Annotated in this window: 14 protein-coding genes; 7 read left to right on the top strand and 7 right to left on the bottom strand. The window is 58.3% G+C overall.

Features of this window, described 5'->3' with window-relative positions:
• Nucleotide 1 precedes the first annotated feature (1 nt).
• On the bottom strand, nucleotides 2-814 hold the full coding sequence (locus BT119_RS18150; RefSeq protein WP_003369367.1) for a crotonase/enoyl-CoA hydratase family protein: 813 nt from the start codon (nucleotides 812-814) through the stop codon (nucleotides 2-4).
• 220 nt (nucleotides 815-1,034) lie between these two features.
• On the opposite strand from BT119_RS18150, the gene BT119_RS18145 reads away from it, so the two are divergent.
• Entirely contained in the window at nucleotides 1,035-2,519 is a 1,485-nt protein-coding gene (locus tag BT119_RS18145; RefSeq protein WP_032609592.1) for an ATPase domain-containing protein, read from the top strand.
• Nucleotides 2,516-4,540, top strand: a complete 2,025-nt coding sequence (locus BT119_RS18140) for a response regulator (protein ID WP_072366535.1) — start codon at nucleotides 2,516-2,518, stop codon at nucleotides 4,538-4,540. The genes BT119_RS18145 and BT119_RS18140 overlap by 4 nt, the downstream gene beginning before the upstream one ends.
• Nucleotides 4,541-4,609: 69 nt before the next feature.
• Here the strand turns inward: BT119_RS18140 and BT119_RS18135 are convergent, their stop codons facing one another.
• The 5 genes from BT119_RS18135 to BT119_RS18115 all read right to left on the bottom strand — a co-directional run bounded on the left by BT119_RS18135 (nucleotide 4,610) and on the right by BT119_RS18115 (nucleotide 11,264).
• Nucleotides 4,610-4,987 carry a response regulator gene (locus BT119_RS18135; RefSeq protein ID WP_003318062.1) on the bottom strand — a complete coding sequence of 126 codons (378 nt, stop codon included), beginning with the start codon at nucleotides 4,985-4,987 and terminating at the stop codon, nucleotides 4,610-4,612.
• 101 nt (nucleotides 4,988-5,088) lie between these two features.
• A complete protein-coding gene (locus BT119_RS18130) occupies nucleotides 5,089-6,270 on the bottom strand; it encodes a hybrid sensor histidine kinase/response regulator (RefSeq protein WP_003434146.1) in 1,182 nt (393 codons plus the stop codon).
• Nucleotides 6,264-6,878, bottom strand: coding sequence for a chemotaxis protein CheB (locus BT119_RS18125; RefSeq protein WP_003369357.1), 615 nt, complete (start codon nucleotides 6,876-6,878; stop codon nucleotides 6,264-6,266). The genes BT119_RS18130 and BT119_RS18125 overlap by 7 nt, the downstream gene beginning before the upstream one ends.
• A complete protein-coding gene (locus BT119_RS18120; RefSeq protein ID WP_003369355.1) occupies nucleotides 6,875-7,696 on the bottom strand; it encodes a CheR family methyltransferase in 822 nt (273 codons plus the stop codon). The genes BT119_RS18125 and BT119_RS18120 overlap by 4 nt, the downstream gene beginning before the upstream one ends.
• A gap of 49 nt (nucleotides 7,697-7,745) precedes the next feature.
• Nucleotides 7,746-11,264 carry a response regulator gene (locus tag BT119_RS18115; protein WP_072366531.1) on the bottom strand — a complete coding sequence of 1,173 codons (3,519 nt, stop codon included), beginning with the start codon at nucleotides 11,262-11,264 and terminating at the stop codon, nucleotides 7,746-7,748.
• A gap of 332 nt (nucleotides 11,265-11,596) precedes the next feature.
• Between BT119_RS18115 and BT119_RS18110 the strand changes: the two genes are divergently transcribed.
• Together BT119_RS18110 and BT119_RS18105 are read left to right on the top strand one after the other, a co-directional pair.
• Nucleotides 11,597-11,968 (top strand): response regulator, encoded by a 372-nt coding sequence (locus BT119_RS18110; protein WP_003369350.1) that lies wholly within the window; start codon nucleotides 11,597-11,599, stop codon nucleotides 11,966-11,968.
• Nucleotides 11,961-13,295: a glycosyltransferase gene (locus tag BT119_RS18105; protein ID WP_003369348.1), complete on the top strand. Its 1,335-nt coding sequence runs from the start codon at nucleotides 11,961-11,963 to the stop codon at nucleotides 13,293-13,295. Before BT119_RS18110 ends, BT119_RS18105 begins: the two co-directional genes overlap by 8 nt.
• Here BT119_RS18105 and cobF read toward each other — a convergent pair.
• Nucleotides 13,292-14,050: a precorrin-6A synthase (deacetylating) gene (cobF, locus tag BT119_RS18100; protein ID WP_044308244.1), complete on the bottom strand. Its 759-nt coding sequence runs from the start codon at nucleotides 14,048-14,050 to the stop codon at nucleotides 13,292-13,294. The two genes, BT119_RS18105 and cobF, sit on opposite strands and share 4 nt — an antisense overlap.
• 119 nt (nucleotides 14,051-14,169) lie before the next feature.
• On the opposite strand from cobF, the gene BT119_RS18095 reads away from it, so the two are divergent.
• The 3 genes from BT119_RS18095 to BT119_RS18085 all read left to right on the top strand — a co-directional run bounded on the left by BT119_RS18095 (nucleotide 14,170) and on the right by BT119_RS18085 (nucleotide 17,658).
• Nucleotides 14,170-15,075 carry an AraC family transcriptional regulator gene (locus tag BT119_RS18095; RefSeq protein WP_003434154.1) on the top strand — a complete coding sequence of 302 codons (906 nt, stop codon included), beginning with the start codon at nucleotides 14,170-14,172 and terminating at the stop codon, nucleotides 15,073-15,075.
• A 240-nt stretch (nucleotides 15,076-15,315) separates the two neighbouring features.
• Nucleotides 15,316-16,638 carry an ABC transporter substrate-binding protein gene (locus tag BT119_RS18090; RefSeq protein WP_003369339.1) on the top strand — a complete coding sequence of 441 codons (1,323 nt, stop codon included), beginning with the start codon at nucleotides 15,316-15,318 and terminating at the stop codon, nucleotides 16,636-16,638.
• An 87-nt stretch (nucleotides 16,639-16,725) separates the two neighbouring features.
• Nucleotides 16,726-17,658: a carbohydrate ABC transporter permease gene (locus tag BT119_RS18085; RefSeq protein ID WP_003369337.1), complete on the top strand. Its 933-nt coding sequence runs from the start codon at nucleotides 16,726-16,728 to the stop codon at nucleotides 17,656-17,658.
• Nucleotides 17,659-17,660 lie beyond the last annotated feature (2 nt).

Genomic DNA, 17,660 nt, shown 5'->3' with positions numbered 1-17,660 from the left:
ATCAATTATCGAAGACCGGCTTCTGCTTGCTCATCTGCGCAGCCATCGCCAGCTTCAGGTCAGGTGATTGCAGCATGGCTGCGTTCCAGATGGCAACGTGTTCGAGGCCGTCTTCCACTCTGTGATCGCGCATGTAGCTGATCATTTGCTTGGTGCCTTCGATGGCGATGGGCGATTTGCCGGCTATTTCCCGAGCCACCGCCAGAACACCCTGCAACAGACCTTCAGTGTCCTCGAAGGTGCGATTGACCAACCCGATCCGTTGCGCCTCTTCAGCGCCGACGCTACGCCCGGTGTAGGCCAGTTCGCGCAGCACACCATCACCGATGATCCGCGGCAGGCGTTGCAGCGTGCCGACATCGGCGGCCATGCCCATGTCGATCTCGCGAATGGCGAACTGCGCGTCAGCCGCCGCATATCGCATGTCACACGCAGAAATCAAGTCGATGGCACCGCCCAGGCAGTAGCCTTGAATGGCGGCAAGAACCGGTTTGCGGCAATTGTCCACGGCCGTGAACGAGGCTTGCATGTCGCGGATCTTGCGCCGCAACAGACGGGCATTGCGCCCTGCGTCCTTACCCAACTGGCTGGCGACCGAAGCCAGCAATGCCAGATCGATGCCAGACGAAAAGTGCTTGCCTGCACCGCTGAGCACCACAACGCGCACCTCGTCGGTACGCTCTATCCAGTCGAAGATGTCGATTATCTCCGTCCAGAACGACTCGTTCATCGCGTTGAGTTTTTCAGGCCGGTTGATTTGTACGTGAGCAACGCTGTCGCCCAGCTCGACCCGGAAACTTTGATAATCGGTCACGACGTGATCCCTCAAGCAGGTGGGTGTTCAGGCGCAGGACTATAACAACTGCAACAGACACATCGTAACCGGACTGAAGTGACATTTGCAGGACCCGAAAACTACCCGCCCGGCTATATTGGATATGGACGTTCCCCTCAAATAGGGGGAACGGTCGCAGTACCTGACGGTCCAGTGATGAGGCATTAACAAAACCTGTACGGTTATCAGAGGGCGATACTTGAATACGTCAAAAGCGGCAACCGGCATTGAAGGCCTGGATGACATCCTTGCAGGGGGTCTTTCACGCAGTCATGTGTTTCTTCTTGAGGGAGAACCCGGAACCGGCAAGACAACCGTGGCGCTGCATTTTCTGCAGGCCGGGGCGGCAGCGGGCGAAATCTCGTTGTATATCACTCTGTCCGAGACTGAAAGCGAGTTGCGCTCGGGTGCAGCCTCGCACGGATGGCAGCTCGACGAACATATCAATATCTTTGAACTGACACCGCCTGAAAGCCTGCTCGATGCGGATCATCATCAAAGCCTGCTCTACTCCTCTGACCTGGAGCTGGGTGAGGCGACGCGGCAGATATTCGAGGTGGTCGAGCGTGTCAAACCTACTCGCGTCGTCATCGACAGCCTCTCGGAAATCCGTCTTCTGGCGCAGAGTTCGTTGCGCTACAGGCGCCAGATTCTGGCCATCAAGCATTACTTCACCCGCTACAACGCGACAGTGCTGCTGCTCGATGACCTGACCACCGAGGCACTCGACAAGACCGTGCACAGCGTTGCCCACGGGGTGATTCGCCTTGAGGCACTGACACCTACTTACGGTGCCGAGCGCAGGCGTCTCAAAATCGTCAAGTACCGCGGCCAGAAGTATCGCGGTGGTTTTCACGACTTCACCATTGCCGAGAATGGCATACACGTCTTTCCTCGCCTGGTAGCCGCCGAACACCGTTCCAACTACTCGCGCACTCAATTGAGCAGCGGAATCCAGGAGCTGGATAACCTGCTCGGAGGCGGCATCGAAGGTGGCTCCAGCACCCTGATTCTTGGCCCGGCCGGGACCGGGAAATCGCTCATCTCGCTGGTTTTCGCCGTGCAGGCGGTCGCACGCGGTGAGCGCGTCGGTCTGTTCATATTCGATGAGGAAATGGGCCTGCTGTTCGAGCGCATGCTCAAGCTGGGGATCGACCTGCGTGCACTGCAGGAAACCGGCAATCTGGTGGTCGAGCAGATCGACGCCGCAGAGCTGTCCCCTGGCGAGTTCGCACACCGTGTGCGGCGTGCAGTCGATAAAAAGCAGATAAAGACCGTTGTCATCGACAGTATCAACGGTTACCAGGCTGCAATGCCTGAAGAAAGCGCGCTGGTTCTGCACATGCACGAGCTGCTGCTCTACCTCAATCGCCAAGGCGCCTCGACCTTCATGACCGTTGCGCAGCACGGACTGGTCGGCGATATGCGCTCGCCAGTAGACATCACCTACCTTGCCGACAGTGTGATTCTGTTGCGTTACTTTGAAGCATTGGGTCAGGTACGCCGTGCGATATCGGTCATCAAGAAACGCACCGGCACTCACGAGTCCACAATCCGTGAGTACCGCATCAGTTCCAGCGGATTGAAAATAGGCGAACCGCTGGAGGCCTTTCAGGGTGTACTGCGCGGTGTGCCGTCGTACATGGGCGACAAGAAACCGCTGCTTGAGGATGACGACCTGTGAGTACCCCAGGTCTGTTATCAGAGCGCGCGATCATTCTCGCCCCACGCGGGCGGGACAGTCAGATCGCCATGCGTATTCTCGACGAAGCAGGTTACCCCGCGACGGTCGCCTGTGACGTGCCCGAACTGGTCAGAGAGCTGGGGGCCGGTGCCGGTCTGGCGATCATCGCCGACGAGGCACTGCGCAACACTGATATGACCCCATTGCTGGAGCTGCTTGGCCGTCAGCCGCCCTGGTCGGACTTGCCTATCGTCTTGCTGACCCACGGACCTGATCACAACCCCTCTGCGCGCATGGGTAATCTATTGGGCAACGTGACCTTTCTCGAACGCCCTTTCCATCCGGTGACGTTGGTGAGTCTGGTGATGACAGCGGTGCGCGGCCGTAGACGCCAGTATGAAGCTCGCGCGCGCATGGAGGATCTGCACGAAAGTGAAGGCCGCCTGCAGAATGCCCTGAAGGCCGGCAGGCTGGGCTCATGGGTTCTGGAAGCCGAATATCTCAAACTGACCTGTTCGGACATCACCAAAAGTCACTACGGCCGCGACGAGCAGAACACCTTCGGTTACGACGACTGGCTGGCCGCCGTTTATTTCGAAGACCAGCCCCGAATGCAATCGGCGTTGCAGCGCAGCCTGGACACCGGTGTCGATCTGATCATCGAATACCGGAATATCTGGCCGGACGGCTCACTCAACTGGGTGGATGTGCGCGCCCGTGCCACGCGCGGCAAGAACGGCCTGGTCGGCTCACTGGCGGGCGTGACATCCGACATCACCGAGCGCAAGCAGGCCGAGTCGCAATTGCGCCGCCTCAATGAAACGCTCGAGCAACAGGTTGAAGAGCGAACCTCGCAGCTACGTCACAAAGAGGAAATTCTGCGCCAGTCACAGAAAATGGAGGCAGTCGGCCAGTTGACCGGCGGGATTGCCCATGACTTCAACAACATGCTGACAGGGATCATCGGCAGCCTCGAGTTGATAAGACGCCGGCTGGCGCGCGGGCGTGTCGAGGACCTGAACGGCCTGATCGATCTGGGGGTCACCTCGGCAAACCGCGCCGCCGCCCTGACCCATCGTCTGCTGGCCTTCTCACGGCGTCAGTCGCTGGACTCCAAGCCGGTCGAAATGAATCATCTGGTCAACGCCATGGATGAACTGCTACAACGCAGCGTTAACGAGAGCATTCATTTGCAGTTGCGCCTGGCACACGATCTGTGGACCGCAGAGGCCGACCCCAATCAGTTGGAGAGTGCCCTGCTCAATCTGGTACTCAACGCCCGCGATGCCATGCCTGACGGCGGCACGCTGGTGGTCGAGACGTTCAACCAGCAACTGGACAGATCCTTCACCAATGCCCATGAGAACCTGCTGCCGGGTGACTATGTCGTACTGAGCGTCAGCGACAATGGCTGTGGCATGCCTGAAACCGTCATCAGTCGAGCGTTCGACCCGTTCTTCACCACCAAACCCATCGGCCAGGGCACGGGTCTGGGTCTTTCGATGATCTACGGCTTCAGCAAGCAATCGCATGGCCACGTCCTGATCAAGAGCGAAGTCGGCGTCGGCACTACCGTACAACTGTTTCTGCCGCGCTTTCAGGGGCTGGCGGATGAGGCCGAGCAAAGCTTCCAGAGCAATGCCGTTTACGCCGAGAACGGCGAGACGGTACTGATCGTTGAGGACGACCCTGCCGTGCGCGCGCTGGTCAGTGAAGTGCTTGGCGAGCTGGGCTACACCTTTATCGAGGCTGGCGAGGCAGCGGACGCAGTACCCATACTGGAATCCGGACGGCGTATCGATCTATTGATCAGCGATGTAGGCCTGCCAGGCATGAACGGCAGGCAACTGGCGGAAATCGCGAGGCAACTGCGGCCGGAACTCAAGGTGTTGTTCATCACCGGTTATGCAGAACATGCGGCGGTGCGCGGGGGCTTTCTGGACACAGGAATGCAATTGATCACCAAACCCTTTGCGTTCGATCACCTGACGTCAAAAGTACGGGAAATGATAGAAGCCTGAGCAAGACTCAGGCTTCAGGCAGCGCAGATTTATCAGATTGCCCGCTCACTCGTCGGGCAGGCAGGCCGCTCAAGCCAGTAGTTTCTGGATCTGGGTGTGCAGGGTGTCCATGGTGAAGGGCTTGGCGAGAATAGGCGCCTTCAGCGCGATGGGGCTGCCCGAATCGAGTATCTCTGCCGGGTAGCCGCTGATGAAAATCACCTTCAACTCGGGCCGCAGCATGATCGCAGGCTCGGCAATCTGTACGCCCGAGACGCCGCCCGGCAGCCGATAATCGGTGATCATCAGGTCGAGATGGGGTTTGGTCGCCAGAATCTCGAAAGCCTGCTCGCCGTTCTCGGCTTTCAGGACACGATAACCCTCACCCGACAGATAATCGGCCAGAAGCATCAGGATCAGGGGCTCGTCTTCGACGATTAGTACGACGTTTTCTGCATCAGCGCTCATTGAACTGCCTTTGATCTTATAAATAGCTGCCATTACGACCACGGCACGCGTGGGAGGTTGCGCCAACGTGTGATTAAACTTGATCGCCGGAGGCGGCGACCTTACAGAGGCAGACAGATACGAAACACCGAACCCTTGCCCTCTTCACTCTCCACTTCGATGCGACCGCCGTGAGCCATGACGATCTGATCGGAAATGAACAGCCCAAGACCCAGCCCGGCAACAGCGTGATTAGTCGACACCCGCTCGAACTGCTGAAAGATGCGCTTCTGGTTTTCGGCCGTAATGCCAATACCTTGATCCCTCACTTCAATGAAGGCCTCGCTGTCCTTGCTGTACACATGCACTTCTATCGGCTTTCGCGCGCCGTAGCGCAGCGCGTTGGTCAGCAGGTTGGCAACCACCTGCTCAATGCGGAACTCATCCCAGACGCCTATTACCGGCTGCTCGGCGAACCGGGTGATCGTGGAATTGGCGGCGGCGATCTGCGCGGCAAAACTTTCCAGCAGTTGAGTGACCAGCTCGCTCAGGTCGAACGGACTCGGCCTGATCGACAGCTTGCCGGTACGAATCCTCGATACATCGAGCATGTCTTCGATCAGGCGGATAAGGCTCTGAATCTGCCGCTCATCGCGATCGACCATGGCGCGTAGCTTTTCCATGGTAAACGCCGCTGCGTTGTCCTTGGCCAGGTGCAACTTGCGCAGCTGGGTCTCCAGAATCAGGCCGTTGAGCGGCGTGCGTACCTCGTGAGAGACGATGGACATGAAGTCATCACGCATACGAATCGCATGCTCCAGCTCGCTCTGGGTCGACTGCAGACGCTTGAGCAAGGCCTCCTGCTCCTGGCGACTGCGCTCAAGTTCCTCGACCTGTATCTTCATGGCCTTGCGCTGCCGGTAAAGATCGACGAACACATTGACCTTGCTCTTCACCGCGTGAATATCCAGCGGCTTGTGCAGGAAGTCCACGGCACCGCTTTCATAACCCTTGAAGGCGTAATTCAGCTCTCGCCCGGCGGCACTGACGAAGACGATTGGAATGCTTTTGGTCTTTTCCGTGCTGCGCATCATCTCGGCCAGTTCGAAGCCGTTCATCCCGGGCATCTGCACGTCGAGGATGGCCATGGCGAATTCGTGCTGCAGCAGCAGTGACAGCGCCTCATCGGCAGACAGCGCCTTGTAGACGATTCGATCACCGCGCTTGATCAACGCTTCGAGCGCCAGCAGGTTTTCCGGCAAATCATCGACGATAAGCAGTTTTGCCTGAATTTCACTTAACATGCGGTTCGTTCCAGCTCGACCAGCAAGCGGCCAATATCGTTCAGGGAAAGGAGGTAATCGGGCGAGTGCAACGCCAGGCCAGCTTCAGGCATGGTAGAAGCCTGGGCCTGCGAGGGGTCCTGAATCACCGTGAAACCACCGTACGTCTTGATCTGCAGCAACCCGTTCGCACCGTCATTATTGGCACCGGTCAACAGCACCCCGGCCAGTCGCGACCCATAGGCATCAGCAGCCGAACCGAACAGAATGTCGATACTGGGCCTTGAATAAAACACTTTGTCCTCCTGACTCAACGACAGGGAAAAGTCGGACTCCACCGAGACGTGATAGCCCGCTGGCGCAACATACAAAGTGCCGGGCACTATGCTCTCCTTGTCGTCGGCTTCCTTGACCGGAATCGCCAGACGGTTCTGAAACACATTGGCCAACTGGCTATGCCGGTCATCAGGCAAATGCAGAACCATCAGGATAGGCAACGCAAAACCCTTGCGCAGGCCGCTGAATATTTTCAGCAAGGCTTCCACGCCGCCGGCCGATGCGCCGACCACAATGGCATCGACCACGGGCAACGAGTGACTCAAGGCGTCATCGCCAAACGTGGTTTTCATGATTTCCGGTAAATCCGCTCGGGTTTCACCAGCGCCTCGAAAGCGCCCCCGTACGCTGAGAATTCCAGCGTCTCCTTGCTGCCCAACGCCAGAAAACCACGATGACACAGCGAGTCATGAAACAGCCCGAACGCTCGATCCTGGAGCTTTTTGTTGAAATAAATCAGTACGTTACGACACGAAATAAATTGCGTTTCGGAGAATACACTATCTGTGGCCAGACTGTGATCGGCAAACGTGACGTTCTCGCACAGCGTCTTGTCGAAGATCGCGTAGTCATAGGCGGAAGTGTAGTACTCGGCAAAATCGCGCTGCCCTCCCGCCTTTCGATAGTTCTCGGCGTAGGCCCGCACACTGTCCATGGAAAAGATGCCCTGCTTGGCCTTCTCCAGCGAGCTGGGATTGATATCGGTCGCGTAAATGATGGTTCGCTCCAGCAGCCCCTCTTCACGCAACAGAATAGCCGTGGAATAGACCTCCTCGCCCGTACTGCAGCCGGCAATCCATACCTTGAGTGACGGGTAGGTACGCAGCACCGGTACGACCTCATTACGGATTGCCAGGAAGTGCGAGGGATCACGGAACATCTCACTGACCGGGATCGTGAGAATCTGCAGCAATTGCATGAACGCCGCAGGGTCGTGGATCACACGTTCCTGCAGCGCGGAGATGGTTGCACAATCGAACTGGCGCAACGCATGGATCACGCGGCGCTTGACCGAAGCGCCGGAGTAGTCACGAAAGTCGTAGCTGTACTGAAGGTAAATCGCCTCGATCAGCAGGCGCAACTCAATGTCCATGCTTCGATCAAGCTGCATGGTGCCGCCCGGGCTTGCCATTGCAGACGCCCCTCCACTGAAGCCTCATTCAGATACGCTCCATCTTCGGCAGCCAGACGCGAATCAGCGAAAACAGACGATCCAGATCAATGGGCTTGGCCAGGTAATCGTTGGAACCCGCCTGCAGACAACGCTCCTGATCATCCTTCATGGCCTTGGCCGTGACGGCGATGATCGGCAGCTTGCGCCAGCGCGGGTCCTTGCGGATCTCGATGGTCGCTTCAAAACCATCCATTTCAGGCATCATCACGTCCATCAGGACCAGATCGATGTCTTCCACCTCATTGAGCCTGGCAATCGCCTCCAGACCATTGCGGGCGATTTCCACTACCGCACCCTTATGTTCAAGGGCGCTGGTCAGCGCAAAGATATTGCGCACATCGTCGTCGACCACGAGGATCTTGCGCGCCTCGAAGACCTTGTCACGGCTACGTGCGGTCTTGAGCATCTTTTGCCGTTCGTTGGACAGTTGCGACTCGACCTTGTGCAGGAACAGCGTGACCTCATCGAGCAGCCTTTCAGGCGAGCGCGCACCCTTGATAATGATCGAGCGCGAATACTTCATCAGCTCGGCTTCTTCATCGCGGGTCATGTTGCGGCCGGTATAGACAATCACCGGCGGGAAGGCGCAGATGTCCTCCATCGACATGCGCTTGAGCAATTCATTGCCGAGCATGTCCGGAAGCTTGAGATCAATGATCATGCAGTCATAGACATGATCGCGCAGCAGGTCCAGCGCCTCCTGGGCAAAGCCTACCGCAGTGATTTCAATATCGTCATCACCGATCAGGCGCGCGATGCTGTCACGCTGCAACGCATCGTCTTCGACCAGCAGGATACGTTTGACCTTCTGCGTCAGCTTGGCTTCCAGCTTGGCGAACACGTCCTTGAGCTCTTCACGCGTGGTCGGCTTGACCGCGTAGCCAATCGCGCCCATGTGCAAGGCGGCTTCCTGGCGATCCTCGACCGAGATCACGTGTACGGGAATGTGCCGGGTGGGCGCCAGCTCCTTGAGACGCTGCAGCACGGTCAGGCCCGAATGATCCGGCAGGCGCATGTCCAGCAGAATGGCATCGGGCGTGTAGCGGGACGCCAGGTTGAAGCCATCGTCAGCAGCATGCGCGACCAGACAGTCGTAGCCCAGCTCGTGGGCCAGGTCGTAGAGAATCTGGGCGAATCGCACTTCGTCTTCGATCACCAGGATGCAACGACGCTCGAAGGGCGCCTTGTCCCGGTCGTCGGCAAATACCGGCACCGGCGTATCCATCGGCACGGGTGCCGGTACCGGCTGCGGGATGACCGGAAGCGCAGCCACAGACAGCGGCAGCGCAGCAGGCGCTGGTGAGATGAGCAGATCGCTGTCCGGCTCGCGGCCGTCCTGTTCGACGTATTGCTCCGGCAGCACGAGGCTGAAAATACTGCCCTGCCCCGGTGCGCTGGTCACACTGATCGATCCGCCCAGCAATGCCGCCAGATCACGCGAAATCGACAAACCCAATCCGGTGCCACCATAACGCCGGTTGGTGGTGCCGTCTGCTTGACGGAACGCTTCAAAAATGCCCTGCTGGTGCTCCTCGGCGATGCCGATGCCCGAATCACGCACGATGAACGCGATACCCGCGCCCGGATGACGCGAAACCACCATGCTGACCGAGCCTGCTTCAGTGAACTTGATCGCGTTGGACAGCAGGTTCTTGAGGATCTGCTCAAGACGCTGGCGATCCGTGAACAGCATGGTAGGCGCACCGGCCTGGATGTCGACAGTAAACGCGAGCTTCTTCTCGGCGGCCAGCGGCTGGAAGAGCGTCCGCAGACCTTCGACCAGTCGGGGAACGCTGCTGTTTTCCGGGCGCACTTCCAGCTTGCCGGCCTCGACCTTGGAAATATCCAGAATGTCGTTGATCAGATTCAGCAGGTCATTGCCCGCCGAATAGATCGACTCGGCAAACTTGACCTGTTCGGCGGTCAGGTTCTCGCCCGGGTTCTCGGCCAGCAGTTTGGCGAGGATCAGTGAGCTGTTGAGCGGCGTGCGCAGCTCGTGGGACATATTGGCGAGGAACTCGGACTTGTACTTGCTGGCGCGCTGCAGTTCGTCTGCCCGCGCCTGCAACTCGGCCTGAGCAATATTCAGTTCTTCATTGTTGCGATCCAGCGCATCGCGCTGCTCGGCCAGTGCCTGACTCTGGTCGGCGAGTTGCTCGTTGGTCTGCTCCAGCTCAGCCTGCTGGGTCTCCAGATGGACCTGGGACTCCTTGAGGATGCGCGATTGCTCCTCCAGCTCTTCGTTGGCCGTACGCAGTTCTTCCTGCTGCACCTGCAGTTCTTCGTTGAGCTGCTGGGTCTCGGCCAGCACCTCCTGCAGACGCTGGCGATAACGGGCGGCTTCAATGGACGTACCGATGTTGTCCGCCACCAGCTCAAGAAACTCGATATCGCGCTCGGTCAGGGTGCGCAGAAAGCCCAGTTCGATCACGCCGTTGACCTGATCGTCATTGCTGGTCGGCACCACCACCACGCTGCGCGGCGAGCCGTCGCCCAGGCCGGAGGCGACCTTGAAGTAGTTATCCGGCAGTTCATCCAGCGTAATGATGCGGTCCTGCTGGGCTGCCTGCCCCACAATGCCTTCGTCACTGTGAATGGTCTGATCCTGCTGCTCCTGTTCGCGGGAGAAACCATACGAGGCAACTCGCGTGAGGCCGCCGTGGTCCTGGCGGATGTAGACAGCGGCCACCGACGCGCCCAGGTGTTGGGTCAGAAACTGGAGGATATTCCGGCCCAGCATGTTCAGCGTCAATTGCCCCAGGACCTGCTCGGCCAGCTCGCTCTGACCATTGCGCAGCCAGGCCACCTTCTGCAGGCGCTCGGCATTGACTTCCTGCAGTCTGAGGTTTTCGCTGTAAGTGTTCGACAGCGAGATCAGATCCCGGCGACCGATATAGGCCAGAATTGCGCTGACAATCACCACGAATATCAGATAAAGGGTGACGGAAAGAATGGTACTGCGCGTGACTTCCGCATTGCGGGTCAGGCGCAGTTGCTGCTCCATTTCCACGGCCTGATCGTATTCGGTGCGGATCTGATCGGTAATTCGCTTGCCACGTCCGGCCAGCACCGGCGTCTGATAATCGGCGTTGGTGCGCCGCAACGTAATCATCTCCTGGGCGAACGCATTCCACTCCTGTTGCAGCGTGGCCAGACGCCTGAACCGATCCAGTTGCGTGGGGTTGTCTTCTACCAGTTCCTCCAGCCCCTGCAACTCGGCGAGCAACAGCGGCTTGGCGACTTCATAGGGATCGAGAAAATGCTGATCACCGGTGAGCAGGAAACCGCGCATGCCGGTTTCCATGTCTATCGACAGTTTCATTGAGCGGTTGGTGTTGTTGATCACCCGGTCAGTGTGCTCGACCCACTGTATTGCAGTGAGCAGATAACTGATCAGCAGAATGAAGAAAACTGCGCTCAATACACCGACGCCCAGGGGCAAGCCAACGTTACGCCCCAGCAATTTTCGAAAGCGTTGTTCATCGACAACAGACGTCCGATTCATGAAATATCCCTGACGAGTGGATCAAAACCGTAGAGTTTGCCGTAAACCTACGAAAAACACTCTTATTTCTGACATAGAGGATTGAAATTTCACACATAAATGCGCGATAAGCTCACGCCTGTATTCATTAATGACGCCAACCCGTGAGCCGCCCTGTCGATTTACGGTATTTGTGCCTCGATTGAACTTCCACCCGGTTTTTATTTACTGATACAGGGACTGTATCAACCGCGGACAGGCCCTCGCTCGGTTACCCTGAGTTGACGGGAAAGGATGCGTAAAATTCCACACTGTCTGCACCATCGCCATTATTCAGGTTTAAGGAGTCAACCATGCCCGACACAGCCCGCACCATTCTCGTGGTCGAAGACGACGCCATTGTGCGCATGCTGATTGTCGACGTGCTCGAGGAGCTGGAATACAAGGTACTGGAAGCCGAGGACGCTACGTCGGCACTGACCTTTGTTGCAGACGATTCCAATCACATCGATTTGTTGATGACTGACCAGGGGCTGCCTGACATGAAGGGCACCGCACTGGCCAAAAAGGTCATCGAACTTCGCCCGCAATTGCCGGTGCTGTTCGCCAGCGGTTACTCCGAAAATATCGACGTGCCGCCAGGCATGCACTCGATCGGCAAGCCGTTCTCCATCGACCAGTTGCGTGACAAGGTAAAAAGCATTCTCGGGAACAGCCTTGACTGACATCGACGCAGTCTTCAACCGTACCGACAAGCCTGTCAGCACCCGCCTATTGATCATCGGCTACGTGTGGCCAGAACCGCGCTCCTCGGCCGCGAGCGGGCACATGATGCAATTGATTCAATGCTTTCTGGAGCAGGATTGGCAGATCACCTTTGCCAGCCCTGCCACTGAAGGCGAGCACCGCGCCGATCTGCTCGGCCTGGGCATCCACGAAGTGCACATTGCGCTCAACGACAGCAGTTTTGACGTGTTTGTCAGCGAATTGCAGCCTGACGTGGTGCTCTTCGATCAGTTCATGATCGAAGAGCAGTTCGGCTGGCGTGTCGAGCAGCAGTGTCCTGACGCGCTGCGAATTCTGGAGACCTCGGATTTCCAGAGCCTGCGCCACGCCCGCCATCAGTTGTTGAAGGACGCGCTGAACAGCGATTGCCCCGAGGCTGCGCCGGGCAGTGTGGACATTTCAGCGCCGCAGCTTTTCCGGCAGATAGCGTCCAGTGATCTGGCGCAACGCGAAATCGCTTCGTTGTATCGCTGCGATCTCAACCTGATGACGTCCGATGTCGAAATTGCACTGCTGAGCGGCCCTTTCGGCCTGCCCGAGACGCTGCTGCACTGGTGTCCGCTGATGATCGACGGGGCGCCCGACAGCTTCCGGCCTTTTGCACAGCGTGCACACTTCCTCAGTATCGGCAACTTCCGTCATGCGCCCAACTGGGATGCGGTGCTGTGGATGAAAACCACTATCTGGCCGCTGATCCGTCAACAACTGCCCGAAGCCCAGTTGCACATCTACGGTGCCTATACGCCACCCAAGGCCGCGGCGCTGCACAACGCCGCTCAGGGCTTTCATGTGAAGCACTGGGCCGAGGATGCGCTGGAGGTCATGTCCAATGCGCGAGTGTGCCTCGCGCCATTGCGTTTCGGGGCTGGCATCAAAGGCAAGCTGATGGACGCGATGCTCTGCGGAACGCCATCAGTCACCACCCCGATGGGTGCGGAAGCCATGAGCGGCGGGCTGCCGTGGCCCGGCATCATTGCCGATAAGCCAGCCGACATCGCTGACGCTGCGGTCAGGCTGTATCAGGAGCAGAACCTCTGGCTTGAAGCGCAACATGCGGGTCAGGCGTTACTGCAAGCGCGCTTCCAGCATCGGCAACACTGTGCGACCCTGATCGAGCGCATCGAGACCCTTCGCAACGGACTCGCGGAGCATCGCCTGGCGAACTTCACCGGCGCCATGCTGCGGCATCACCACCACAAGAGCACCAAATACATGGCGCAGTGGATCGAAGCGAAGAATCGCAACAAGGATGAAAAACCGGCTTAGGCCGGTTTGCGTAGCAAATAGGTATCCATGATCCACCCCTTGCGCTCGCGTGCCTCGCTGCGCAGCCGCCTGATTTGCTCGCAGACCTCATCGAGCCGGCCCGACACCAGTATCTCGTCCGGCGTGCCCAGATACGCGCCCCAATAGATGTCCAGCCCCTGCCCCACATAACGCTCGAATGTGCAGTGCGCGTCGAGCATCACCACGACGTTGCCGAGGTGCTCCAGCGGAGCTGTCGCCATGCGTCGGCCGGTGGTGATAAGAATCGACTCGCCGATGCGATTGAGCGGGATCCGGTGCCGCGCGACCAGGCTCTGGACGCTGGTGATACCGGGAATCACCTGATACTCGAATACCTCGTTGCGCCGCGCCAGGACCTGATCAAGGATGCGCATTGTGCTGTCGTAGAGCGACGGGTCGCCCCAGACCAGAAACGCGCCGACTTGATCCACACCAAGCTCATCGGTCAACAACCGCTCGAAGAGTATTGCGCGCTGTTCGTGCCACCCCTCGATGCCGCGCTCGTAGGCCTGCGGATCATCTTCACGTCGAGGATCCTGAACTTGCACCAGACGGTAGCGTTCATGAGTGATATAGCGCTGACAGAGCTCTTTGCGCAGCCTCAGCAACTGATCGTCGACGTACCCCTTGTCGAGGATAAAGATCACCTCTGCACGGTTCAGTGCCGCGACAGCCTGCAGGGTGATCTGCTCGGGATCACCGGCCCCCATACCGATCAGCAGGATCTGTTTCATCGGGCAACGCCTCCACTGTGCAGGGGCCTGATCGTAGGTGATTTTTGCCAACGACCGGGCATTGAACTGAAAAATCAGGCACATTACTCTTTTGGCAACGGATGAACATGACATCGCCAATGAATAAAACAACAAGAATCGCCGACCCTTCCTACGAATTGATGGACGACCACAACGGTCTGTCGATCATCTACCGCGAGCACGGTTTTCCCTGCCCGCTGGTGCGCTGGCACTTCCACAAGGAATACGAGCTGCACCTGATTGTCGCCAGCTCGGGCAAGGTGTTTGTCGGCGACTACATCGGCAATTTCAATCCTGCCAGCCTGTTTCTCACCGGCCCCAACCTGCCGCATAACTGGATCAGCCAGATCGACGATGGCGAGGTGGTGCCCAAGCGCGACATGCTGGTCAACTTTACCGACGAGCTGCTGGAAAGCGGCAATCAGGTGTTTGCCGAACTCAAGACCCTGACGCCTTTACTGGAGCGCGCCCGCTACGGCATCGAATTTCGCTGCAAACGCACGATTCGTCAGGCCATGAAGCAAATGCAGAAGATCGCCGACTCACGAGGCATCACTCGCCTGGGCCACTTCTTCATCCTGCTCGAGCTGCTGGCCGCCAGCGACGACTACCAGCTGCTGTCAGGCACGGCGGTGGCCCACACGGCGGACGAGCACAGTGTGGATCGCACCAACCGGGCGGTGGATTATATCTTCACCCACTATGGCCGCGAGCTGCCGCTGGAGGAAGTCGCCGAGTATCTGGGCATGAAGCCGACCTATTTTTCCCGGGTGTTCAAACAGGCTACCGGGCGCTGCTTCGTGGAGTTCGTCAATCGGCTGCGCATCAGCAAATCGTGTGAACTGCTTGCCGACGGCGACAAACCGGTCACCGATGTGTGCTTCGAGTCCGGATTCAACAATATTTCCAATTTCAATCGGCGCTTTCAGCAACTCAAGGGCATGACCCCGTCGCACTACCGCCGCCTCGCCGTTCAGCGTCTGACCGAACAAAACCTGTACTGATTCGCCCCGCTCTCGCCCTCATCGTCTACGCTGAAGATGCGTCGAAGCCGTCCTATGGGCGATTCGGCGCTGTTGGCTTTTCGCACCCGAGTGCAAAAAAGTATCAGTCAGAGTGCGGCGCAGGATTTGTCTTTCAGACCGAACGCCGGTGTAATCAGTACACATCTTCCTCACCTCCGGAAGAGAAAAAAACAATAACCATCCTTCTACAGTCCTTTGGGCGTGGAAGAGGAGTGATCAATGAAGAACTCAGCAAAACTTCTGCTCGCCAGTTCCGTCCTCAGTACCTGTTTCGTGTTCAGTGGCAGTGCCACAGCGGGGACCGTGACCATCGCCACGGTCAACAACAGTGACATGATTCGCATGCAGCGCCTCTCCAAGACCTTCGAAGAACAGCACCCCGACATCAAGCTCAACTGGGTCGTGCTGGAAGAGAACGTCCTGCGCCAGCGACTGACCACCGACATCGCCACCAAGGGCGGCCAGTTCGACGTGCTGACCATCGGCATGTACGAAGCCTCACTCTGGGGTCAGAAAGGCTGGTTGCAGGAAATGAAAGACCTGCCTGCCAGTTACGAGCTGGACGATGTGTTCCCTTCCGTGCGTGACGGCCTGTCGGTGGACGGCAAACTGTTCGCCCTGCCGTTCTATGCTGAAGCTTCGATCACTTACTACCGCACCGACCTGTTCAAGGCGGCCGGCCTGACCATGCCAGAGCGCCCTACCTGGACGCAGATCGCCGAGTTCGCCGGCAAACTGACCGACAAATCCAAGGAACAGTACGGTCTCTGCCTGCGCGGCAAGGCTGGCTGGGGCGAGAACATGGCGCTGATCACCACGCTGGCCAACGCCTTTGGCGGACGCTGGTTCGATGAGAAGTGGACGCCACAGTTCGATCAGCCAGAGTGGAAGAATGCGCTGAACTTCTACGTCAACACCATGAAGCAGTCCGGGCCGCCGGGCGCCTCCAGCAACGGTTTCAACGAGAACCTTGCGCTGTTCAACAGCGGCAAGTGCGCCATCTGGGTCGACGCCAGCGTTGCCGGTTCATTCGTGACCGACAAGAAGCAGAGCAAAGTGGCCGACAGCGTCGGCTTCACCTACGCCCCGCATGAGGTGACCGACAAGGGCTCGTCGTGGCTGTACTCGTGGTCGCTGGCGATCCCGACCAGCGCCAAGAACACCAAGGACGCTGCCGAGTTCACCCAGTGGGCCACCTCGAAAGAGTACGCCAAACTGGTTGCCGATACCGACGGCGTGTCCAACGTACCGCCGGGCACCCGCGCCTCGACCTACACCGACGAGTACAAAAAGGCAGCACCGTTTGCCAACATCACGCTTGAGTCGTTGAAGAAGGTCGATCCCAAGTCGCCAACCCTCAAGCCCGTGCCTTACGTCGGCATTCAACTGGTCACCATTCCCGAGTTCCAGGCCATCGGCACCAGCGTCGGTCAGCAGTTCTCCGCAGCACTCATAGGTCAGTCCACTGTGGATCAAGCCTTGCAGAATGCGCAAACCGCTACCGCGCGCGACATGAAACGAGCGGGTTACCCGAAAAAGTAACCGTCACGCACCAGGGCGAAAGCCGATGCTTTCGCCCTGCCGCTCAACTGCGCAACAACTCTGGTGCAATCCGGTTCGGAGCTCCCCATGAATACCTCAGCCTCCCCTGAACGCACGGACTTGTCCGGCGAACAGCAACCGCTCAAAAGCCGTCGATTCAAGCCGGGCTGGTTTCTGGTCAGTCCTTCGGTGGCGCTTCTGTTGGTGTGGATGATCGTGCCGCTGGGCATGACCATTTATTTCTCGCTGATCCGCTACAACCTGCTCTCCCCTGGCGAAAACGAATTCGTCGGCCTGGAAAACTTCCAGTACTTCGTGACCGACAGCGGCTTTTTGCCGGGTGCCGGCAATACCTTACTGCTGGTCGGCAGTGTGCTGGCGATCAGCGTGATCTTCGGCGTGCTGATTTCGGCGCTGCTGGAAGCCAGTGAGTTTTTCGGTCGTGGCATCGTCCGTGTGCTGTTGATCTCGCCGTTCTTCATCATGCCCACGGTCAGTGCGCTGATCTGGAAAAACCTGATTTTCCACCCGGTGTCCGGCGTACTCGCGGCGGTCTGGAAGTTCTTCGGCGCGCAACCCATCGACTGGTTCGCCCATTACCCGATGCTGTCGATCATTATCATCGTCTCCTGGCAATGGCTGCCGTTCGCGATCCTGATCCTGATGACCGCCATGCAGTCGCTCGATCAAGAGCAGAAAGAAGCGGCGCGGCTGGACGGCGCAGGTCCCCTGGCAATCTTCTGGCACCTGACCCTGCCGCACCTGGCACGTCCGATTGCCGTGGTGGTAATGATAGAAACGATCTTCCTGCTTTCGGTATTCGCTGAAATCTTCACCACGACCAATGGCGGGCCGGGCTTTGCCTCGACCAACCTGGCTTACCTGATCTACATCCAGGCGCTGCTGCAGTTCGACGTCGGCATGGCCTCGGCGGGCGGCCTGATTGCAGTGGTCATAGCCAACATCGCGGCGATCATCCTGATCCGGATGATCGGCAAAAACCTCACCGACAAGTCATGAGG

This window comes from Pseudomonas sp. NFACC10-1, from assembly GCF_900119195.1.
GTDB classification, from domain to species: domain Bacteria; phylum Pseudomonadota; class Gammaproteobacteria; order Pseudomonadales; family Pseudomonadaceae; genus Aquipseudomonas; species Aquipseudomonas cerasi.
This window is presented reverse-complemented; position numbering and strand designations above follow the sequence as displayed.